Raw genomic sequence first — 21,723 nt, 5'->3', positions numbered from 1 at the left:
CTTACTTTATTAACTTGTGAAACAGATGGTAAAAAAAATCATCATATTTGAGGACAACAACGGTTTACGCAAAGGGCTCGAGGAATTGCTTCAACTTACAGATGAGTTTGTAGTGATTTCTGCTCATGATAATTGCATGCAGGCTGAACAGCAGGTGAAGGAAAGTATTCCCGATGTTATTTTAATGGATATTGATATGCCTGGCCGGACAGGTATTGAAGCAGTAAAAGTCATCCGTTCCTTCAACAAAGAAGTACAAATCATTATGCTTACCGTTTTTGACGACAGTACTCATGTCTTTGATGCGATATGTGCAGGTGCTTCAGGTTACCTGTTAAAGAAAAATGTTTCGGAGAAATTAATTCCTTCCATCAAAGAAGTGTTAGATGGTGGTGCACCCATGAGTCCGTCTATTGCCAAAATGGTGGTGAACTCAATGCAACAATCACCTGCAGCGAATATTTATAATTTCAACGAGAAGGAAAAAGTGATCCTTTCGCTCTTATGCAAAGGCAACAGTTATAAAATGATTGCTGATGAAACAGGTTATGCATTTGAAACGATCAGATCTTATATCAAAAAAATTTATGAGAAGCTTCAGGTACACTCTGCTACAGAAGCTGTGAGCAAAGCAATTAAGGAACGTCTTGTATAGTTGTAGTTGCTTATTTAATATGTTTTCCCGTCCATTCGCCTTCTTTGTTAAACACATTGAATCCTGCATTTGAATCGGAGCAGATATAGTCTCCCGTCCAATTACCATCCATATCAAAATGGTTATAGGTTCCTTGCGGAGTAAGTACGTAGTAACATGTCCATACTCCTTTTACATCAAAACAAATTAACACATCTCGTGATGGCCTTGTAATGTATCCGATCAAGTTATCTTTTTCATTATAGATATACAGTCCTTTCCACGAACCGCTTGTTGGGTATAGATGTTTATACATTAACGGGCTGAGCAGTTGATTCTTTAAGGGGTTAATGGATGGGTTTACTTTTGGGTTGATCGTTTTATTTTCTACCGGATTAATCTCATTATTTAAAATTGGATTTATGTTGCTGTTCATCTTGGGATTAATACCGTGATTAGTTTGCGGATTAATAGAGGGGTTGTGCCCCGGGCTTATGTTAAGATCAATTTTTGGATTATGTAATTGGGGCGGTTGTTGTGCAAGAACCGTTGCTGTATGCAGCAAAATCAAAATCAGAGTTAACCAAAAAGCATGTGGAGTTCTCATAACCAAAATTTAAGTTGCGCCAATAGTGCAAATTGTTAGCGTGTAGGTTAATAACAGGAGAGATTGGAAAAAGGAGTGATTTTCACAGGATGGTTAGTGCGTATAAATATACCTATTAAAAAGTGAAGTTAAAAGCATTGGTATATGCAAATACAGTGTTTTCTGTAGATTATATAAAAAAGTCCCGAAATTCTGTAATACTTACAGTCTTTCGGGACGGCTTTACGTTAAGATATTTTTATTAATTATAATGTTTTCAAAACATCATTCATATTTCTTACTGCATCTGCACTTTTATTAAAGAGAGCTTGCTCATCAGCATTCAATTCAAAGTCGAGAATTTTTTCCCAACCGTTACGGCCAATTGTAACAGGAACGCCTAAGCAAATATCTTTCTGTCCATATTCACCTTCCAAAGCAACACAGCAGGTAAAGAGTTTCTTTTCATCACGCAGAATGCTTTCAACCAATGCAGCTCCTGCAGCACCCGGTGCATACCATGCAGATGTACCGATCAATGCTGTAAGTGTAGCACCACCAACCATTGTGTCTTTAATGATCTTCTCTTGTTGTTCTGCACTTAAGAATTTTGTTACGGGCACGCTGTTCCAGGTTGCCATGCGCATCAAAGGTATCATGGTTGTGTCGCCATGTCCACCAACAACTACTGCATTCAAATCAGAAGGAGAGCAACCCAAATGTTGGCTCAGTTGATATTTAAAGCGGCTGCTGTCGAGCGTGCCACCCATACCAATGATGCGGTTCTTTGGTAAACCGGTTGAAGTTAATGCCAGGTATGTCATCGTATCCATTGGGTTACTGATGATGATGATGATGGCATTGGGAGAAAATTTCAAAATGTTTTCGCAAACAGATTTTACAATGCCTGCATTTACACCAATCAATTCTTCACGTGTCATGCCGGGCTTACGTGGTAAACCTGAAGTGATCACTACTACGTCACTGTTTGCGGTTTTGCTGTAATCGTTCGTGCTGCCCACGATCTTGGTATCAAAACCAAGCAGGGTAGCAGTTTGCATCATATCCTGGGCCTTACCTTCAGCAACGCCTTCTTTGATATCAAGCAACACAAGTTCAGAGCACAATTCTTTACGGGCAATATTATCAGCACAGGTTGCACCCACGGCACCAGCACCTACAACAGTAACTTTCATGGATCAATCAATTTAAATTAAGAATGAAAAATTTTTAATGCGGCAAAGGTATTGGAGGAACGGCGAAATGTCAAAACAGGAATTACTATCTTTAATAAAACCAAAAACAACCCAATATGATCATTGTCTATGTTATCCTGGGCATCATTGCTCTTGTTTTACTGGTTGCAGCTGTATTGCCCGGTAAATACCTTGTTGAAAAATCAACGGTCATTAGCAGGCCAACGGCAGAAGTGTATAACAAAATTGCTGATCTTCATCATTACCGTGATTGGAATCCTTGGGCAAAAACTGACCCCGATGCGCAAACAACCATTACCGGTGAGCCCATGCACGTGGGACATAAGTATTACTGGAACGGGAAAAAAGTGGGCGAGGGTAGTTTAACTGTTCGTTCAACCGTACCAAGCAAAGCCATCAATTTCGATCTGGTATTTTTAAAACCATTTAAATCGCAGGCAATTGATGCATGGGATTTTACCGAAGTAGATGGAGGAACAAAAGTTGTATGGCGCAACAGCGGTGCATTTCCTTTTCCTGTTGCACGGTTGATGGGTCCGTCAATCACTAAACAACTCAATGCACAATTTGAAGACGGGTTACGTAACCTGAAAGAAATGTGTGAAAAATAAGAAGGCTGTTTCCAACCTTGCCATTACTGATATTGATCAGTTGTTGTGAAAGTTTGGATACGGTGAGAATTTAAGCAAGGCCGGTCAATTATTTGGCCGGCCTTGTTTTGTCAATCAGTTAACAAAACAGTTGAAAATAAATTTGGAGGTCTACGAAAAAACCGTAGCTTTACGAAAAATTCGTAGATATGCTCGAAAAACTCACACAGCAGGAAGAGGAAGCCATGCAGGCGGTTTGGCGCAATGGCGAAGGAAATGTGAAATCCTTTCTCGATAACCTGGATATTGATATTCCTTATACTACGCTTGCGTCTACTATTAAAAATCTTGAGAAGAAAGGATACCTTACCAGCAGGCTGGTTGGTAATGCCTATTTATATAAACCGGCTATTACAGAAGAAGAGTATAAAAAGAAATTTATGAATGGATTTGTAAAGGAGTACTTCGAAAACTCTTACAAAGAACTGGTGAACTTTTTTGTGGAGCAAAAAAAACTATCGCCAAAAGAGTTGAAAGAAATTGTGGAGATGATTGAAGGGAAGAAGTGATGAGTAATGAATGATCAGTGATTAGTTGCTGATGTTCAATTTTCAAATTTTCAAATTTTCAAATCAAGATGCCTTTTCTTATTGAATATCTGCTGAAAGTATCCATCGCACTTGCGGTTGTGTACCTGTTTTACCAATTGGTATTACGACGCCTGACATTTTATAACTGGAACCGCTGGTACCTTGTTGGTTATAGCCTGCTATGCTTCGTTATACCTTTCATGAATATTACTGATTTCCTTTTCAGGCATGAATTGGATGAAGCACAGTTTGTACAACTTGTACCTGTCTATAATCTTCAACTCAGCAGCCCGGGTTTTGAATGGAACCAATGGACTGTTTCAATAGCCATACTTGTAACAGGTATGTTGATCATGGGTATCAGGATACTGATTCAGCTATTCAGTTTGCATCGTATTAAAACAAATGCAACATTACTCAATGAAGGCGATGTAAAATTGTTTGATGTGAATGCGCAAATCGTTCCCTTCTCATTTAACAATGGAATTTATATCAATCGCAAGTTGCATACCGAAACTGAATTACAGGAGATCATCCGTCACGAGTTTGTTCACATCAAACAGAAACACAGTATTGATATTCTGCTGGCAGAATTATTATGTATGCTGTTGTGGTTTCATCCTGCAGCATGGTTCATTCGTAAATCTATTCGCCAGAACCTTGAATTTATTGCCGACGAAAAAGTATTGCAGGATGGGGTTGATAAAAAACAATACCAATACCTGTTGTTGAAAGTTGTTGGTAACACCAATTACAGTATTGCGCCGAATTTTAATTTCTCATCACTTAAAAACCGAATCATCATGATGAATCAAATCAAATCTGCTCGGGTGCAGATCATCCGTTTCTTATTTGTGCTGCCGCTTGTTGCAGTGCTGTTGCTTGCCTTCAGAGAAGTAAGGCAAAAAGACGAACGTAACGATTATGCACAACAAAATGTTTTGCTGAACGATACTGTTCCTGCAAACGACATTGAAAACGTCAACGTAAATAAAAACAATGGACAGAAAACGATCACCATTACTTTGAAGAATGGTACTACTGAAACCTATAACCTGAACGATGAAAAAGAAAAAGCTGCCTTTGAGAAGAAATATGGTAAGCTTGATAAACTTGCGCCAGCTCCACCTGCACCTCCGGTTGTAATTAAATCAAACGATATTGAGTCAGTTGATGTAAAAAAGGATAATGGGAAAAAGACCATTCAGATCCGTTTGAAAGATGGAACAGTTGAAACGTACGATCTTGATATTAAAGAACAACGTGAAGCAGTACAAAAAAAATATAACGTAACAACTACAGTGCCTGATGTACCTGTTGAAATTGTAGTAGCTCCTACAACGCCAACACATGAATTTGTAACGATTAATGATAAAGGATATTACGTTACGATTGCCGACAACATGGGCGAGTGTATTGTTATTGTAAAAGATAAAAAGAAGAACATTGTTGAAGCATTAAAACTTACCGATTGGGACAAGAATGAAGCTGTTTACGAAAAGAAGTATGGCAAAATTCCACCCCCTCCACCACCGGCACCAGATGTTCCGGTAAAAGTTTCAGTTGCAACAACAGCTGGGAGTCCGGCTACAGTAAGTGTTCCGGGTAAACTAAGTGCGACCTCACCTACATCACCTTTAAAAGAAGTAACAGTTGTGGGTTATGGAACAAAAACAGCTACAACTGTTGAGGGCAAACCAGTTACAGGAACAGTAAAATTAACTTCTCCTACTGCTACACTAAAAGAAGAACGGGTTGTTGGTTATGCAACTGGTTCTACAACTACCACAACTAAAAAACCAAACATTGGTATTGGATTTGGAAATGGTACAAATGCTGAAGACATTCTTTACATTGTTGATGGGAAAGAAACAAAGTATGAAGAAGTTGGAAAGATGGATCCTGAAAATATTGAAAGCATCAATGTATTAAAAGGAGAAAGTGCAGAAAAGCTTTATGGAACAAAAGGCAAGAATGGAGTGATCATCATCAAAACAAAAACTAAAACAACAACGTTTAACTTTTTGGCATTACCTGGTCAGAAAGAAAAAGAAAAATGCTGATACGTTAACCCGCAATCATTCAACCTTATTATCAAAGAGGCGAATCATTTTCAAAAGTGATTCGCTTTTTTATTCTTTCACCAAACGGATGAGTTCAGATGTGAGCAAACCTCCATCGGCATAATGCAGTAATTCTCCTTTTTTATTATAGATGGCAACCAGCGGCAGGTAATGATTCAGGAAATACTTCGGGAAAAAATACAACACATCCCGACCCATGATAATATTCTTAAATGAACCGATCTTATATTCTGCATGAAAAGCCTTCATCATTTCAAACGGCAGAGTAGTGGCCATTACGATCTGCACATCTTTAAACTCTTTGATGTTTTCTATGATCTCTTTTGTTTGTTGCTTACAATGGTCGCACTCGGGGCTGAAACTGATGAGAATGGTTGTCTTTTTAGAATTCAACTGCTCCGTGTAAAAATTAGTAGCACTATCAGGCAACAGCAATTTGAAATCGGGAAGTTTCAGATTTTTCAGATGCGCCGGAATAGTATCGTTTGCTGCATACATACAACCAACCATAAAAAAGCCGATCAGCAGTAAAAAGAAGTTCTTCATGTATGCAAGATACTGCAAGGGTTGTTAACCATATTCTTTGACAGTTTCAGGAGTTGCCGCCGTGCTGAAAAACCTATCGGTAATTTGAAGGCAGTTGCCTTATATTTGCAGCCTTAAATTACTATTCAAAGCGTTTTTATGGCAACTACTTCCGACATCAGCCGTGGTATGATTATTAAAGTTGACGGCAGCTTATACAAGATTGTGGAATTTGGCGAAAACAAGACTGCCCGTGCTGCAGCCAAAGTGTGGGCAAAGCTGAAAGGCGTAGACAATGCACGCTCTGTAGAAATAACCTGGAACAGTGGTGAAACCATTTATCCCGTGCGTGTTGAACGTAAAGATTTCCAGTTCCTTTATAAAGATGACACAGGCTATAACTTCATGAACAATGAAACGTTTGAGCAGATCGTTGTTCAGGAAGCCTTGATCGATGCGCCCCAGTTCTTAAAAGATGGAGCTGAAGTTTCAGTACTTCTCAATACCGAAACCGAATTGCCGATGACGGTGGAATTGCCCGATAAAATTGTGATGCTTGTAACTTATAGCGAACCTGGTATGAAAGGTGACACCGCCACCCGTACATTAAAAGCTGCAACCATTGAAACAGGTGCTACTGTAATGGTTCCGCTTTTTGTAAACGAAGGCGAGTTGATCCGGATTAACACCAAAACAGGTGATTATGTGGAGAGAGTGAAGGAGTAAGATTTTAATTACCATATTCGAAACGGGCAGTTTTAAAACTGCCCGTTTTTGTTTGATTTTTGGCCATTTTTGCCCGAAAATCACTCATTTTACCTCAAATTTTAATGAAACTGGGAAATTTCGAATCTAATTCCCTTATCTTAGCCGCCCGTTATTATTTAACATTTTAAACCTCACGATCATGGATTTTAAGCAAATTCAGGAATTGATTAAACTGGTCAACAAATCCAACCTCAGTGAACTCACCATCGAAGAAAAAGACTTTAAGGTTACAATAAAACAAAAAGAAGAAATCATTCAGCAAACACTTATTTCAGGTCAGTTTCAACAAGCCCCTCAGCAAGCATTTGCTCCGGCTCCTGCACCTGCTGCATTACCCGCTGCTGGTTCCGCAGCTCCACCAGCTGCAACTAAAGCTGACGATACCAGCAAGTACATCACCATTAAGAGCCCGATGATCGGTACATTCTACCGCAAACCCTCACCCGATAAACCTTTATTTGTAGAAGTAGGATCGGAAGTGACACCGGGTAAAGTGGTGTGTATTATTGAAGCCATGAAACTTTTCAATGAAATTGAAAGTGAAGTGAAGGGCAAGATCGTGAAGATACTGGTAGAAGATCAATCGCCTGTGGAATACGATCAGCCTTTGTTCCTGGTAGATCCGAGCTGATTTGAAAATGAGTTAATTTGAAAAATTGAAAATGCAAATGCATCTTCAATTTTCAGGTTGCCGTTCATTTTTAAATTATTCAATTTTCAAATCTTCAAATTGTCTCCATGTTTAAAAAGATATTAATTGCCAATCGTGGTGAGATTGCATTGCGTATCATTCGCACTTGTCGTGAAATGGGCATTAAAACGGTTGCTGTTTATTCAACGGCCGATCGTGAAAGCTTACATGTAAAATTTGCTGATGAAGCAGTTTGTATTGGTAAACCTGCAGGTGCGGAATCTTACCTCAACGTACCAAACATTATTGCTGCAGCAGAGATTACCAATGCAGATGCTATTCACCCGGGTTATGGTTTTTTAGCAGAGAATGCAAAGTTTGCTGAGATATGCGGACAGAATGGAATTAAGTTCATTGGTCCAACTCCAGATCAGATCCGTTCAATGGGTGATAAGATCACAGCAAAAGAAACCATGATCAAAGCAGGTGTGCCTGTTGTTCCCGGTGGTGGTGGTTTATTAGAAAGTGCTGCACAAGCAAAAGAAATTGCAAAACAGGTTGGTTATCCCGTTATTTTAAAAGCAACAGCAGGCGGTGGTGGTAAAGGAATGCGTGTTGTTTGGAATGAAGAAGAATTAGAACGCAACTACGATACAGCAAAACAGGAAGCCGGCGCTTCGTTTAAGAACGATGGTATCTACATGGAAAAATTTGTAGAAGAACCACGGCATATTGAAATACAGGTTGCCGGTGATCGCTACGGAACTGTTTGTCATTTAAGTGAACGTGACTGTTCTATTCAACGTCGTCATCAGAAGCTGGTGGAAGAATCACCTTCACCGTTTATGACGCCTGAGTTACGTAAAGCAATGGGTGATGCAGCTTGTAAAGCGGCAGCAGCTATTGGTTACGAAAGTGTGGGTACAATCGAGTTCCTGGTTGATAAGCATCGCAATTTCTATTTCATGGAAATGAACACACGTATCCAGGTAGAGCATTGTGTAACAGAAGAAGTAACAAACTTTGATCTTATCAAAGAACAGATATTGATCGCACAGGGCGAAAAGATCAGCGGTGAAAATTATGAACCGCAGATGCATGCTATTGAGTGCCGCATTAATGCCGAAGATCCATACAACGATTTTCGTCCTTCACCTGGTAAGATCACCACATTACACCAACCCGGTGGACATGGTATCCGTATCGACTCGCATGTGTATGCTGGTTATGTGATTCCTCCTTACTACGATTCAATGATCGCAAAAATTATTGCGGTTGCCCGTACTCGTGAGGAAGCCATCAATACCATGAGCCGTGCATTAAGCGAGTATGTGATTGAAGGGGTAAAAACAACCATTCCATTCCATCAGCAATTAATGCTCGATGAAAATTTCCGGAAAGGAAATTTCACAACGAAGTTTTTGGAAAGTTTCAAAATGAAATGAAGAAAAGTCCCGCTGAGAAGTGGGACTTTTCTTTTGGGTTGAATTTGTTTATGAATTAAAAAAAGACCTGCAACAATCTGCAGGCCTTTGTATAATTGACATAGTAAGTAGCTTAACGCAGGAACAACAACTCTCTGTATTTCGGCAAGTACCAACTGGCATCATCTACCAGCAGTTCAAGTTTATCTACGTGGTAACGTATCTCATCAAAGAACTTGCCTTTCACATCATCACAATAAGCAATGGCTTTTGCTCTTGTGTCTTCAATTACGTTTGCTTTTTTACGTGCTTCGATCATTTGCTCAACCAGGTCGCTGCATTTGTTGATATGTAACGAGATTTTTTCAAGTATCTGCAATTGATTTGCATAAGACTCTTTGTTGATACCAATATCCTTTAAACCTTTGATGTTTGTGATCAATACATTCTGGTATTTCACAGCAGCTGGTAATACATGGCTGGTACAAAGCTCACCCATAACACGTCCTTCGATCTGCACTTGCTTAATGTATTTTTCCAATTCAATTTCATGACGTGCTTCCAGTTCTGCATGTGTGTAAACGCCGGTATTTTCAAACAACTCTTTTGCTTTCTTGGTTATCATCGCATCCAATGCGTATGGCGTTGTTTTTACATTTGGTAGTCCACGCTTCTCAGCTTCTTTTGCCCATGCTTCGCTATAGCCATCACCTTCAAACAATACTTTCTTGCTTTCACTCACATAGCGTTGCAATACATGCATGATGGCAATTTCTTTTTTCTCACCTTTGTCAATAAGCGTATCAACTTCTTCTTTGAACTCAGTTAATGTTTGCGCCATAATTGCATTGAGCACCGTCATTGCATTTGAACAGTTGGCACTTGAACCAACAGCACGGAACTCAAACTTATTACCGGTAAAGGCAAAAGGAGATGTACGGTTACGATCTGTATTATCCAGCATCAACTCAGGAATACTTTTATGCAGATCAAGTTTAAGAATAGCTTCATCCTGTTCATCAAATTTTGTAGTAACACGTTTCTCAACTGCATCTAATACTTCCGTTAAGTATTTACCTACAAAAACGGAAATGATAGCAGGGGGTGCTTCGTTTGCACCTAAACGATGATCGTTACCTGCACCTGCAATAGAAGCACGTAAAATATCAGCATACTGATCTACAGCCCGAACTACATTTATAAAGAAGGTGAGGAACATCAAATTGGTTTTTGGTGTTTTACCAGGCGCCAATAAGTTTACACCAGTGTCAGTCGCCATGCTCCAGTTGTTGTGCTTACCACTTCCGTTAATACCGGCAAACGGTTTTTCATGTAACAACACACGAAGTTTATGACGGCGAGCAACACGATCCATCACATCCATCAATAATGAATTATGATCAATTGCAACTGCTACTTCTTCAAATATTGGTGCACACTCAAATTGTGCAGGTGCAACTTCATTATGACGTGTGCGTAAAGGAATACCAAGTTTGTATGATTCATTTTCGAAATCACGCATGAATGCATAAATGCGTTCTGGTATAGAGCCAAAGTAATGATCTTCCAGCTGCTGACCTTTTGCTGATTGATGACCAAATACTGTACGTCCACTCAGCAACAGATCAGGGCGTGCATTGTACAATGCTTCATCCACCACAAAATATTCCTGTTCCCAACCCAGAGTTGGGGTAACCTTGGTTATGTTTTTATCGAAATAGTAGCAAACGTCAACTGCTGCTTTGTTTACTGCTTCCAACGCTTTTAATACCGGTCCTTTATAATCAAGTAACTCACCTGTGTAGGAAACAAAGAGTGTTGGGATGCATAATGTTTTACCATTGCCGATCTCCATAATGAATGCAGGCGAGGAGGGATCCCATGCTGTATAACCACGTGCTTCAAATGTTGCACGGATACCACCACTTGGGAATGATGATGCATCAGGCTCTTGCTGAATAAGTGCACCTCCATCAAATTCCTCAATAGCAGTACCATCACCTTTTAATGTAAAGAACGAATCATGTTTTTCTGCTGTTGATCCTGTTAGTGGTTGAAACCAATGCGTGTAATGTGTAACTCCTTTGCTTTCAGCCCATTGGCGAATACCAGCTGCGATCTGGTTGGCATTGGTGCGGTCGATCTTTTTATTTCCTTTGATGGATGATACAAGACTTTTGTATGCTTCATCGCTCAAATACTCACGTGCTGTTTTAATCGTAAAAACATTCTGACAAAAAATGGCAGTGATCTTTGCAGGAGAGCCGACTTCAATGTTCTCCTGTGTCGATAAATTTTTAATGGCCTGGTAACGTAATGACATAAAGTGTATTTAATAATTTGATCAGCACAATGGCAACAATCGGTTGAAAATAATACAATCAGTTTGCGTTGCGAATTTCAGGTATTTTAACGGGAAGTAATGGAGAAAAAAAATCCCCCTTTTTTACAAAGGGGGATTTTGAAAATTCCATTCAGTAATTATGCTTTTACAGATTTTACTGTTTTGATAATGCGAGCAGCTACTTTGTAAGGATCTGCAGCAGAGTTTGGACGGCGATCTTCGAGATAACCTTTCCAGCCCCACTTAGGAACTACAACAGGAATACGGATAGAAGCACCACGATCGGAAACACCATAACTGAAATCATGAATGCTTGCAGTTTCGTGCTTACCTGTTAAACGTAAATGGTTATCAGCACCGTAAACATCAATATGTTCTTTTACTACAGGACGGAACGCTTCACAAACTTTGTCGAAGATTTCTTTGCTGCCTGCAGTACGTAATAATGTATTGGAGAAGTTGGCGTGCATACCGCTACCGTTCCAATCCAATTCACCAAGAGGTTTACAATGCCAGTTGATAGAAACACCATATTTTTCACCAATTCTTTCGAGAAGGTAACGGCCAAGCCAGATTTGATCACCTGCTTCTTTTGCACCTTTAGCGAAAATTTGAAATTCCCACTGACCTGCTGCTACTTCAGCATTGATACCTTCAACATTCAAACCTGCTTCTAAGCAAGCATCTAAATGTTCTTCAATGATATCACGACCGTATGCATTGTTAGCACCAACTGAGCAATAGTAAGGACCTTGGGGAGCAGGGTAGCCACCAGAAGGAAAACCAAGGGGTTTGTTTGTTTCAGGATTCCAAAGGAAATATTCCTGTTCAAAACCAAACCAGAAATCATTATCATCATCTTCAATTAATGCACGACCATTCGATACGTGTGCAGTACCATCAGCATTCAATACTTCGCACATCACGAGGAAGCCATTTTTGCGCTGAGGATCTGGTATAATATATACAGGTTTTAACAAGCAATCAGATGAACCGCCCAAGGCTTGTTCAGTAGAAGAACCATCGAAACTCCACATTGGACAATCTTCCAATTTACCACTGAAGTCTTTTTCAATTTTTGTTTTGCTGCGAAGGCTTTGAGTTGGTTTGTAACCATCGAGCCAGATGTACTCAAGTTTTGACAATGACATGTGTTACCGCTTTGAATAAGTTTAGAAAAACAATAAATATTGCTATTTGCGCTGCTAATTTACGATTGAAATTGTTTTTAATCTAAAAAATTTACGCTATTTCCCCAATTATAACGTTAGTTAGTGTGGAAAAACATCACATGTATTTTATTGTAATTTGTTTTGCCTCCATTCAATGGTGGCGATAATAGGAACAAGAATAAACGGAAAGAAAATAGCACGGTAACGAACAATGGCGCCCAACTGCGGAACGATATAGCCGGTTAGCAGTAACAAGACCATCGATACTAGAAAAAGAAACTGAACAACAGAATGCTTGTAAGGATTATCGGTGAACCGGAAAAACCAGACAGACACTAATATCCAGATACATAATATTTCCAATGCACTAGCAAGATAAAGCGGCGATAAAAATTCTGTAACGTATGGTCGTACCAATGTATGGTTTAACGCTTGTGGTGCATTTTGCACAAAGCCGGTAAAAGTTGGTTCAAGTTTTCTTTGGGGTAAAAATGAATTTCCTCCTAGCCTAATGAAGTCTTTATTGCGTAGAACAATGGATATTGGCAGATCAAGTTTGGGATGAATATACTTTGCTGAAAAAAAGGCTGCAGTGCCAATTACAGTTACGCCTACAAAAGCGATCCATTTTCGTTTGAAAAATTTCTCAGCCAACCACCACGCAAATAAACCGGGTAGGGCGGCAAGTACAACATGGTTTCGAACAGGAAATATCAGCATTAACAATAAACCAACGAACAACAGTTCTTTGACGCCCAATTTGTTTTTCTTTATCCCGAAATAAACAACAAACACGATTAATGACATGTAAGTGAAGATGAGCCCATCTTTATGAATACCGGATGACCAGAATAAAAAGGAGGGGAAAAGAAATGTGCCGCAGGTGATGAGTAGTTTACGATCGGGGAACACATCATTCATTACACGTATAAATGCAATTGGTCCAAAGAAAGTGATGAATGAATAGAAGATAACATTCACATAATATCTCGATCCGCTGAATACATTAAACAGCGAAACGATCTTTACCATATATGTATGCTTCAGATCATTCCAATAAGAGTCTACACTGGAGAAAATGTGACGATAGTCTCTGTTGTATGGATTATCAAAAATGCCTGTGAAATACCGAACGGGGTCTTGGAAGAGGAGGGCAGTATCGCTTTTCGAATCAAAAAAGAATTTCCATGTGTCTGCTGACAGTTCGTAATTAGGTATAGTGGTATAATACCAACCATAAGCTACGCCTGCAGCAACTTTCAGTACAAATAATCCAATAAGCCAGTAGTTAGTTAACCCCGAATGTTGAATAAATTTTACCCTGGTTATTAGCCAGCTGAACAGAACGAGGTATACAGCAAACAGTAAATATGTCATGTAATTGGGAGCAAATTAAAATATTTCTTTTCATACAGTCAAACTGTTGACCCTGCATTTGTACTTTTGCGCTTTCTTACACATCATGGAAATAACAGCAAAAACCGCACAGCAGCTTCGTTTAACCGAAGAAGAATTCGAATTAATTAAAAAGAAACTCGGCCGTACGCCCAACTTCAATGAACTCTGCGCCTTCAGTGGTATGTGGAGTGAGCATTGCAGTTATAAGAACTCTATTAAATGGTTGAAAACATTACCCCGTGAAGGCGGACGTATGTTAGTTAAGGCTGGCGAAGAGAATGCCGGGCTGATGGATATTGGCGATAACCTTGGTGTTGTATTTAAAATCGAGAGTCACAATCACCCGTCAGCCATTGAACCATTTCAAGGTGCTGCAACGGGTGTTGGTGGTATTCACCGTGATATATTTACCATGGGCGCAAGACCAATTGCCGCACTTAACTCACTGCGTTTCGGTAATCTGAAAGAAGCAAAAACCCAGCACTTGTTAGGTGGTATTGTACACGGTATCGGTCATTACGGTAACTGTTTTGGTGTGCCAACAGTTGGTGGTGAAATTTATTTTGAAGATTGTTATCATACTAACCCACTCGTGAACGCCATGAGTGTGGGTATTGTAAAAGCTGGTGAAACTGTTTCGGCAACAGCACTTGGCGAAGGCAACCCGGTTTTCTTTGTAGGTAGCGCAACAGGTAAAGATGGTATTGGCGGTGCAAGTTTTGCAAGTGCTGATATTACAGCAGAAAGTGCCGAAGAATTACCAGCAGTGCAGGTTGGTGATCCATTTCAGGAAAAGAAATTGTTGGAAGCTTGTTTGGAAGTAATACAAACAGGTGCAGTTGTTGGTATGCAGGATATGGGTGCAGCCGGTATTATTTGTTCAACTGCTGAAATGAGTGCAAAAGGTGAAGTAGGCATGCGCATTGATTTAGATAAAGTTCCAACTCGTCAACAAAATATGAAGACATGGGAACTGTTGCTGAGCGAAAGCCAGGAGCGTATGTTGATGGTGGTAGAAAAAGGAAAAGAACAGGCCGTATTAGATGTATTTGAAAAGTGGGACTTGCCTTGCTCTGAAATTGGTGAAGTAACAACCGATGGATTGTTGAAATTTTATATGCATGGTGAGCTGGAAGCAGAGCTACCTGCTTATGAGTTAGTATTGGGCGGAGGTGCACCACAATACACAAGAGAATATGCAGAACCTGCTTATTTCGAAAAAATTAAAGCCTTTGATGCTAAAAGTATCGAAGTGCCGGATGATCTGAAAGCTGTTGCTGAACAGATCATTCAAATCCCAAACATTGCCAGCAAGCGTACTGTTTATCATCAGTACGATAGTATGGTGGGTACAGGCAACTCAAGCACTAATGCACCAACCGATGCCGCCGTTGTTCATGTAAAAGGAACAACCAAAGGTTTAGCTGTAACAACTGATTGCAACAGTAAATATGTTTTTGCAGATCCTTATAAAGGTGCAATGATCGCAGTAAGCGAAGCTGCACGAAATATTGTTTGCAGTGGTGGTTTGCCATTGGGCATCACTAACTGTCTCAACTTTGGTAATCCTTACGATCCGCAAGTGTATTATCAATTTGTGCATGCCATTAAAGGAATGGGTGAAGCATGTAAAAAGTTTGATACGCCTGTTACTGGTGGTAATGTAAGTTTCTATAATCAAAGCCCGGATGGTGCAGTTTATCCAACACCAACAATTGGTATGGTGGGATTATTAGAGAACATCAATGATAAGATGACGCTTGATTTTAAAACAGAAGGCGACGTGATCTTTCTTATAGGAAAATCAACAGATGATCTTGGCTCAAGTGAATACTTGCACAAACTTCATTCAGTTGAATTCAGCCCGGCACCTCATTTTGATCTGGAAGAAGAGTTCGTGTTACAACAAACAATTGCATCGCTCATCAAACAAAAAATAATTGTCTCGGCACATGATGTAAGTGAAGGTGGCTTATTTACAACCTTACTGGAATCGTCATTCAATAATAATCTTGGGTTTGATGTGGTTGCATCAGACAGTAATATCCGTAAAGATGCATTCTGGTTTGGTGAATCACAAAGCCGTGTAGTGGTAACTGTGAAAGAAGAGCAAGTAGCAGCTTTCAAAAAAGTATTGAATAATCATCCCTACGCTGAGCTTGGTGTTGTTACCAACGGAAGTGTTGAAGTTGATGGAATGGAGTGGGGAACCGTGTTAAGCTGGAAAGAAAAGTATGACACAGCAATTGAAAATCTTTTAGCTGGTCATGAAAGCGAACATGCGTTAACTGCATTGTGATCATTTAAATGAAAATTGTTACGTTGAAATAATTAATCTTAATTTTAGTATTGTAACGAAAGCATGCCGCAGTGAAAATCGCTGCGGCATTTTATTAGCAAAAAAATTGAGTCATGAATAAAAAGATTGCCATTATTGGTGGAGGAAACCTAGGTGTTGCCATTGCAGAAGGACTGATAAAAAGTGGATTTTGTTTGCCCAGCCATATTATTATTACCAAGCGGAATATTAAAACCCTGAACGATATTGAAAGTAAGGGCGTGTTGGTTTCCAGCGATAACAAAGAAGCTGCACGTTATGCCGACCTCGTTATACTGGCAGTAAAACCTTTCCAGATAAAAGATGTGTTGCTGGAGATGAAGGAAGAACTGAACTCGACAAGACATGTGTTGGTAAGTGTAATTACCGGCGTTGGCATAAAAGATATGCAGGAGTGGGTGGGAACAAATATGCCTGTTATTCGTGCAATGCCGAATACCGCTATTTCAATCCAGGAAAGCATGACCTGTATCAGTTCAATAAATACTGTGCAGGAACAACTTGATTATGTGCATGATCTTTTTTCTCAACTTGGTCGTGTTGCACTCATCGATGAAAAACTGATGGATGCCGCAACAGTACTTGGTGCCTGTGGAATTGCATATGCGTTGCGTTATATCCGTGCAAGCATACAAGGCGGTATTGAAATTGGATTCGATGCAAAAACAGCGACACTTATTGCTGCACAAACTGTAAATGGAGCTGCTGAATTATTGATACAAAAAGGATCGCATCCAGAAGCAGAGATCGATAAAGTAACTACGCCACGTGGCTGTACCATTGCCGGACTTAATGAAATGGAACACAGCGGGTTTAGTTCATCACTTATAAAAGGTATAAAAACGAGTTACGAGAGTATTGGGAAATAGCTTAGTATAAATGCCCGGTTTCAAGATCAAGTTGGTAAAGCTTTAAGAAAAGAGCAGCCTTTGTTTTTCTTCCCGCTTTACCTCCAGTAGCACCTGTGGCAGCGGATATGAAGCCTAACGCAATGAGATCTCCGAATGAGACTGTTGTAACCATACTTACATTTTTCGAAGCCCAGCAGTAAAAATTATTATTGAAGTTTTCCAGCTTGAAAAAAATGTCTGCGCTTTTAATGAAAAGATTTTCACCGTCTGAAAATCCCCAAATTTTGCGAGTAGGGTATTGATTTCCTTGTTCATCTTTGACAAACAACGTGTGAGCAAATTCAGTTTTTTTTATTTCAAAATCCCCTATGGATGGCCTGTTGTTTTTGAAATCATCGTAAGTTAGATATACGCCTTTTTTAAAAGACGCTGTATGCAAAATTTCAATACGACTTGTTGTTGTGGAGAAACTATCTACCTGTAACCAAGAATAGGTTCTTCCGGTTTCCATTTTTTGTCGGTAGTTAGTTTTCGAAAGCTTATCAATAGCTGAAGTCAAAGTAGTTTGAAGTAACTCCTCATCTATCAGTGCCAGGTTAGGATTGTGATGAAGAATCGTTGTATCGTATCTCAACAATGGAGTAAGTTGCTCACCTTGTTTTGCATAAAATTCAAAACATGTAATTATACCGGGTAGCAATGCTTTTTGCATCATAATATTATGATCTCTTGCTTCGGTGTTCTCTATCTCCTTTGATAACCAAAGTTTTCGTATTAAAAGCACCAGTCGGTAATTCGATTGACGATCAAATGATATTTGCGGTTCAAGAAATGAGTAAACAGAGGTAGATGTAGCTTCTTCTGTTTTCAGAATAGTGACAAATGACTTGGTGCGTGAATGTTTCGTTTTATAAAATCCCGCAAATGAAGAATCATTACGTTTATCATACACATCCATGCCTGAAAATGACAGTGACACTAACTTTGGTGATTTTGGAACAGTAAGTTTAATGATCGCTGTTGAAAATTCTTCAGGATTAAAGGCTTTTTGGATATTCCTTTGCGCTGAAAGAGAAAGAGCAATCGTCAATAGAAATAGGGAAAGGAGGGTAGCTTTCATATCAATGTATCAAGCTAATATACAAAATCAGTTTTTCCCGTCCTCAGATAAGCTGAAATAAGTTGCAGGTTTTGTTTTTTCAAATAGTTTTTCCACACCCAGCCAACCGATTTTTTCAATCAAAAAAATCATCGTAGGTTTGCATGACCTCCACTATTTATTTATTTCCATTTTACATTACGGTAGGTCTCTAAACTCGTAAATTAATTTTATGGCCAAGTTCATTTTTGTAACCGGTGGCGTTACATCATCATTGGGTAAAGGAATTATTGCCGCATCGTTGGCCAAATTGTTACAGTCCCGTGGGTTCAAAGTAACCATCCAGAAATTCGACCCTTACATCAACGTAGATCCCGGCACACTTAACCCTTACGAACATGGCGAATGTTTTGTAACAGAAGATGGTGCAGAAACTGATCTCGATCTTGGGCACTATGAGCGTTATTTAAATATTCATACTACACAGGCGAATAACGTTACAACCGGGCGTATTTATCAAACAGTCATCAATAAAGAACGTGAAGGTGCTTATCTCGGAAAAACCGTACAGGTAGTTCCGCATATAACAGATGAGATCAAACGCCGCATGTTATTGCTGGGTAAAGATTCCAAGTATGATATTGTGATCACTGAAATTGGTGGAACGGTGGGTGACATTGAATCATTACCTTTTGTGGAAGCTGTTCGTCAAATTCAATGGGAATTGCCGGAAGAAGATTGTCTCGTGATTCATTTAACACTCATTCCTTATTTAAAAGCAGCAAAAGAATTAAAAACAAAACCTACCCAGCACAGTGTTCGTATGCTGAGCCAGGAAGGTGTGCATCCTGATATTATTGTTTGCCGTACGGAGCGACCGTTGAGTACAGAAATCCGTCGTAAGATCGCTTTGTTCTGTAATGTAAAACCGGAAGCGGTAATTGAAGCAAGCGATGCTTCTACCATTTATGAAGTTCCGCTGTTTATGTTGAAGGAAAAATTAGATGTGATCTGTTTGCGTAAACTTGGCGTAACTATTTTCCCTGAACCGGATTTAGAAAACTGGAAGAAGTTTCTTGATAAATTAAAGTATCCAAAGAGCCAGGTAAACATTGGCTTGATTGGGAAATATATTGAACTGCAGGATGCATACAAATCAATCCTTGAAAGCTTTATTCATGCAGGTGCCATGAATGAATGTAAAGTGAATGTGGTGAATGTGCACAGTGAATTCATCACTGACCAAAATGTTGCCGAGAAGTTAACAGGTCTTGATGGTTTGTTGGTTGCCCCTGGTTTTGGTAACCGTGGTATAGAAGGAAAGATCACTGCAATTAAATATGCACGTGAAAACGGATTGCCTTTCTTTGGTATTTGTTTAGGTATGCAAATGGCTTGTGTTGAATTTGCAAGAAACGTATTAGGCTTAAAAGATGCACATTCGTTTGAAATGAATGCTGAAACGCCTGACCCGGTAATTGATATGATGGAAGAACAGAAGAAGATCACCAGCAAAGGTGGTACTATGCGTTTGGGATCTTATCCATGCGATATTAAAGAAGGCTCTTTAGCTGAAAAAATTTACGGAAGTTTACATATTAACGAACGTCATCGGCATCGCTACGAGTTCAACAATAAATACATGGAAGCATTTGAACAGGCGGGTATGATCCCTAGCGGTAAAAACCCGGAAACAGGTTTAGTGGAGATCATAGAAAATCCCAAGCACCCATTCTTTATTGGTGTGCAATATCATCCTGAATTAAAAAGCACGGTTGAAAGCCCTGCCCCTTTATTCGTACACTTTATTAAAGCAGCAAAAGATTATTCTGAGAAGCAACAGTCCATTAAGAATCCATTGCTGGAAAGTGAAATGATATAACTGCAAATCGAAAATTTAAACTGAAAAATAAAAAGTGAAGACCAATCAGTCTTCACTTTTTTACTTATAACTAATTACTGCCGGCTAAATATTAATTCTCCGGTCTGCCAATCATCTGCTGTTTTATCTTTTCCCAGAACCCCTGTACATTTTCATCGTTCCGTTTCCAGTCTTTACCAAAATGATTGAGTTTTGTTTTCTGTTCATCTTTCTGCATGCGGAAAAATTCTTCCATTGTTTCCGTATCCTGTTGCATGGATAGCTTATTATAAAGACGTTTCATATCACGTTCATAATCCACGCTTTCTTCGGCCATTTGTTTTTCCAATGCTTCACGTTGTTTTACTTTTTCATCGTACACGCCAACCGGCAATAAAGTTTTTGCAATCACCGGCATCAATTCAATCAACATCAGGATAATGAGAATAAGATAATAACGAAACTGTAAAGCATCGTTTTCTTTCAGCAGATTATTCATTGCTTCAATGCGGGTTAAGAAACCGGTGTTGAGGTAATTCAAGAAATCTGCTTCCTGTTTTTTTATCGTTGTTTCCATACCATTCAGTTCTTCATCAATGGCACCAATGCGTTGCTGCTGTTGTGTTTGCAACGCTTTGTATTCTTCATCCAGTTTTTGGTATTCGTTACGCTTGGCAATGGCAATATCCTGTATACCTACTTTCCCGCTGCCACCGCTACCATCCGTTTCAGCTATAAATTTTTCACGGGCATTATTTACCTCGGCATACTTTACGGCCAGATCTTTTTGTAAACCTGTCTTTTCCTTTTGCAATTCATCCTTACGGTTTTTGTATAATAGATCAAGTTCTGTTCGCTTGGTGAGTTTTCGTTTTTCATTATCAAGCGATACCTGCATTTTTATTTCTTTATCAAACATGTAAAGAATGGCAGGTTGTGCCATAAAGGTGCCGATGGTTAATGCCAGTAACCCACGAAAAAGGAGAGGAGTGATCTTTCGTTTATTGAATTGATTGATGCCCTTGATCAAAGCCCGGTCGATACTAAGGATCACAAAACCCATGAACACACCACTTCCGACATACAGAAACACATTGTCGATAACGGTTGAAAAGAAATAGGTCCAGGCAAGTGTGGCAAAAATCCAGGTGGCAAGAACGCTCATACCAACAATGCGATAGCGGTTGCGGTCAACCACACAATCTTTGATCAGTTCTTTCTCTGCGGTAGCTAACCACCAAAGCAGTTCATCTGTTTGGGTGGGCACATATGCTTCCCCGGCGTACATGGGCGTAGCCTGTTGACTCATAATTAAATGGTTTTTAAAGTTTGGTTGGTTAAAGCGGGAACAGCAACGTGATTAAAGCAAAATAGAAACGAGCGGTAAATGTAGTTATTGTAAAAGAAATGGTAAAGAGGGGGAAAGAAAATCCAATTCACAAAATCCAAGGCCCAGGGAAGAACCTAACCATGTGTATGGAACTATTTGGATTTGGGAGCCTGGATATTGGATTTTACAGCTTGAACCTTGTGCCTTGATTCTTCTTTTCGCACTTCTCACTTCGTCCCTCGTACTTGCCCTCAAATGCCTACCTTTGCCGCTCCAAAATA

18 protein-coding genes are annotated in these 21,723 nt (G+C 39.5%); 10 read left to right on the top strand and 8 right to left on the bottom strand.

The features are described 5' to 3' along the window. Window positions 1-25 precede the first annotated feature (25 nt). The gene (locus tag WG954_RS20070; RefSeq protein WP_340438780.1) at window positions 26-655 is read left to right on the top strand and encodes a response regulator; all 630 of its coding nucleotides are present in this window, start codon (window positions 26-28) and stop codon (window positions 653-655) included. Window positions 656-665: 10 nt separating this feature from the next. Here the strand turns inward: WG954_RS20070 and WG954_RS20065 are convergent, their stop codons facing one another. After that, window positions 666-1,241, bottom strand: a complete 576-nt coding sequence (locus WG954_RS20065; RefSeq protein WP_340438779.1) for a hypothetical protein — start codon at window positions 1,239-1,241, stop codon at window positions 666-668. Window positions 1,242-1,486: 245 nt separating this feature from the next. After that, entirely contained in the window at window positions 1,487-2,416 is a 930-nt protein-coding gene (gene mdh, locus WG954_RS20060; RefSeq protein WP_340438777.1) for a malate dehydrogenase, read from the bottom strand. Between the two features lie 116 nt (window positions 2,417-2,532). Between mdh and WG954_RS20055 the strand changes: the two genes are divergently transcribed. The 3 genes from WG954_RS20055 (at window position 2,533) to WG954_RS20045 (ending at window position 5,680) form a co-directional block, all read left to right on the top strand. Next, a complete protein-coding gene (locus WG954_RS20055) occupies window positions 2,533-3,048 on the top strand; it encodes an SRPBCC family protein (RefSeq protein ID WP_340438775.1) in 516 nt (171 codons plus the stop codon). A gap of 188 nt (window positions 3,049-3,236) precedes the next feature. Next, window positions 3,237-3,596, top strand: a complete 360-nt coding sequence (locus tag WG954_RS20050) for a BlaI/MecI/CopY family transcriptional regulator (RefSeq protein ID WP_340438773.1) — start codon at window positions 3,237-3,239, stop codon at window positions 3,594-3,596. A 68-nt stretch (window positions 3,597-3,664) separates the two neighbouring features. Beyond that, entirely contained in the window at window positions 3,665-5,680 is a 2,016-nt protein-coding gene (locus WG954_RS20045; protein ID WP_340438771.1) for a M56 family metallopeptidase, read from the top strand. Window positions 5,681-5,749: 69 nt separating this feature from the next. On the opposite strand, the gene WG954_RS20040 is transcribed toward WG954_RS20045, so the two are convergent. Further along, window positions 5,750-6,247, bottom strand: coding sequence for a TlpA family protein disulfide reductase (locus tag WG954_RS20040; RefSeq protein WP_340438769.1), 498 nt, complete (start codon window positions 6,245-6,247; stop codon window positions 5,750-5,752). A gap of 138 nt (window positions 6,248-6,385) precedes the next feature. Here WG954_RS20040 and efp point away from each other — a divergent pair, with 138 nt between their 5' ends. The 3 genes from efp (at window position 6,386) to accC (ending at window position 9,070) form a co-directional block, all read left to right on the top strand. Then, window positions 6,386-6,952 (top strand): elongation factor P, encoded by a 567-nt coding sequence (gene efp / locus WG954_RS20035; RefSeq protein WP_182801548.1) that lies wholly within the window; start codon window positions 6,386-6,388, stop codon window positions 6,950-6,952. Window positions 6,953-7,133: 181 nt separating this feature from the next. Continuing rightward, on the top strand, window positions 7,134-7,625 hold the full coding sequence (accB, locus tag WG954_RS20030; protein WP_340438767.1) for an acetyl-CoA carboxylase biotin carboxyl carrier protein: 492 nt from the start codon (window positions 7,134-7,136) through the stop codon (window positions 7,623-7,625). A gap of 107 nt (window positions 7,626-7,732) precedes the next feature. Continuing rightward, on the top strand, window positions 7,733-9,070 hold the full coding sequence (gene accC, locus WG954_RS20025) for an acetyl-CoA carboxylase biotin carboxylase subunit (RefSeq protein WP_340438766.1): 1,338 nt from the start codon (window positions 7,733-7,735) through the stop codon (window positions 9,068-9,070). 112 nt (window positions 9,071-9,182) lie between these two features. On the opposite strand, the gene WG954_RS20020 is transcribed toward accC, so the two are convergent. The 3 genes from WG954_RS20020 to WG954_RS20010 all read right to left on the bottom strand — a co-directional run bounded on the left by WG954_RS20020 (window position 9,183) and on the right by WG954_RS20010 (window position 13,942). After that, complete coding sequence (locus WG954_RS20020) at window positions 9,183-11,372, bottom strand: glutamine synthetase III family protein (RefSeq protein ID WP_340438764.1); 2,190 nt, start codon at window positions 11,370-11,372, stop codon at window positions 9,183-9,185. A gap of 158 nt (window positions 11,373-11,530) precedes the next feature. Beyond that, on the bottom strand, window positions 11,531-12,544 hold the full coding sequence (locus tag WG954_RS20015) for a glutamine synthetase beta-grasp domain-containing protein (RefSeq protein WP_340438762.1): 1,014 nt from the start codon (window positions 12,542-12,544) through the stop codon (window positions 11,531-11,533). A 147-nt stretch (window positions 12,545-12,691) separates the two neighbouring features. Continuing rightward, a complete protein-coding gene (locus WG954_RS20010) occupies window positions 12,692-13,942 on the bottom strand; it encodes a hypothetical protein (RefSeq protein WP_340438761.1) in 1,251 nt (416 codons plus the stop codon). Window positions 13,943-14,027: 85 nt separating this feature from the next. Here WG954_RS20010 and purL point away from each other — a divergent pair, with 85 nt between their 5' ends. Next, window positions 14,028-16,262 carry a phosphoribosylformylglycinamidine synthase subunit PurL gene (gene purL, locus WG954_RS20005; RefSeq protein WP_340438759.1) on the top strand — a complete coding sequence of 745 codons (2,235 nt, stop codon included), beginning with the start codon at window positions 14,028-14,030 and terminating at the stop codon, window positions 16,260-16,262. Between the two features lie 113 nt (window positions 16,263-16,375). Then, window positions 16,376-17,170 (top strand): pyrroline-5-carboxylate reductase, encoded by a 795-nt coding sequence (gene proC, locus WG954_RS20000; RefSeq protein ID WP_340438758.1) that lies wholly within the window; start codon window positions 16,376-16,378, stop codon window positions 17,168-17,170. A 1-nt stretch (window position 17,171) separates the two neighbouring features. Here the strand turns inward: proC and WG954_RS19995 are convergent, their stop codons facing one another. Further along, window positions 17,172-18,272 carry a hypothetical protein gene (locus tag WG954_RS19995; RefSeq protein ID WP_340438756.1) on the bottom strand — a complete coding sequence of 367 codons (1,101 nt, stop codon included), beginning with the start codon at window positions 18,270-18,272 and terminating at the stop codon, window positions 17,172-17,174. Window positions 18,273-18,483: 211 nt separating this feature from the next. Between WG954_RS19995 and pyrG the strand changes: the two genes are divergently transcribed. Continuing rightward, on the top strand, window positions 18,484-20,133 hold the full coding sequence (gene pyrG, locus WG954_RS19990) for a CTP synthase (RefSeq protein WP_340438754.1): 1,650 nt from the start codon (window positions 18,484-18,486) through the stop codon (window positions 20,131-20,133). Window positions 20,134-20,224: 91 nt separating this feature from the next. On the opposite strand, the gene WG954_RS19985 is transcribed toward pyrG, so the two are convergent. Further along, window positions 20,225-21,421: a DUF4407 domain-containing protein gene (locus WG954_RS19985; RefSeq protein WP_340438752.1), complete on the bottom strand. Its 1,197-nt coding sequence runs from the start codon at window positions 21,419-21,421 to the stop codon at window positions 20,225-20,227. Window positions 21,422-21,723: the final 302 nt, after the last annotated feature.

Origin of the sequence: Lacibacter sp. H375, from assembly GCF_037892425.1 — a bacterium.
Taxonomy (GTDB): domain Bacteria; phylum Bacteroidota; class Bacteroidia; order Chitinophagales; family Chitinophagaceae; genus Lacibacter.
This window is presented reverse-complemented; position numbering and strand designations above follow the sequence as displayed.

What these genes read in the sequence shown, in the direction of transcription:
- WG954_RS20070 (WP_340438780.1), top strand. Translation starts at nt 26, where the DNA reads ATGGTAAAAAAAATCATCATATTTGAGGACAACAACGGTTTACGCAAA.
- WG954_RS20065 (WP_340438779.1), bottom strand. Translation starts at nt 1,241, where the DNA reads ATGAGAACTCCACATGCTTTTTGGTTAACTCTGATTTTGATTTTGCTG.
- mdh (WP_340438777.1), bottom strand. Translation starts at nt 2,416, where the DNA reads ATGAAAGTTACTGTTGTAGGTGCTGGTGCCGTGGGTGCAACCTGTGCT.
- WG954_RS20055 (WP_340438775.1), top strand. Translation starts at nt 2,533, where the DNA reads ATGATCATTGTCTATGTTATCCTGGGCATCATTGCTCTTGTTTTACTG.
- WG954_RS20050 (WP_340438773.1), top strand. Translation starts at nt 3,237, where the DNA reads ATGCTCGAAAAACTCACACAGCAGGAAGAGGAAGCCATGCAGGCGGTT.
- WG954_RS20045 (WP_340438771.1), top strand. Translation starts at nt 3,665, where the DNA reads ATGCCTTTTCTTATTGAATATCTGCTGAAAGTATCCATCGCACTTGCG.
- WG954_RS20040 (WP_340438769.1), bottom strand. Translation starts at nt 6,247, where the DNA reads ATGAAGAACTTCTTTTTACTGCTGATCGGCTTTTTTATGGTTGGTTGT.
- efp (WP_182801548.1), top strand. Translation starts at nt 6,386, where the DNA reads ATGGCAACTACTTCCGACATCAGCCGTGGTATGATTATTAAAGTTGAC.
- accB (WP_340438767.1), top strand. Translation starts at nt 7,134, where the DNA reads ATGGATTTTAAGCAAATTCAGGAATTGATTAAACTGGTCAACAAATCC.
- accC (WP_340438766.1), top strand. Translation starts at nt 7,733, where the DNA reads ATGTTTAAAAAGATATTAATTGCCAATCGTGGTGAGATTGCATTGCGT.
- WG954_RS20020 (WP_340438764.1), bottom strand. Translation starts at nt 11,372, where the DNA reads ATGTCATTACGTTACCAGGCCATTAAAAATTTATCGACACAGGAGAAC.
- WG954_RS20015 (WP_340438762.1), bottom strand. Translation starts at nt 12,544, where the DNA reads ATGTCATTGTCAAAACTTGAGTACATCTGGCTCGATGGTTACAAACCA.
- WG954_RS20010 (WP_340438761.1), bottom strand. Translation starts at nt 13,942, where the DNA reads ATGACATATTTACTGTTTGCTGTATACCTCGTTCTGTTCAGCTGGCTA.
- purL (WP_340438759.1), top strand. Translation starts at nt 14,028, where the DNA reads ATGGAAATAACAGCAAAAACCGCACAGCAGCTTCGTTTAACCGAAGAA.
- proC (WP_340438758.1), top strand. Translation starts at nt 16,376, where the DNA reads ATGAATAAAAAGATTGCCATTATTGGTGGAGGAAACCTAGGTGTTGCC.
- WG954_RS19995 (WP_340438756.1), bottom strand. Translation starts at nt 18,272, where the DNA reads ATGAAAGCTACCCTCCTTTCCCTATTTCTATTGACGATTGCTCTTTCT.
- pyrG (WP_340438754.1), top strand. Translation starts at nt 18,484, where the DNA reads ATGGCCAAGTTCATTTTTGTAACCGGTGGCGTTACATCATCATTGGGT.
- WG954_RS19985 (WP_340438752.1), bottom strand. Translation starts at nt 21,421, where the DNA reads ATGAGTCAACAGGCTACGCCCATGTACGCCGGGGAAGCATATGTGCCC.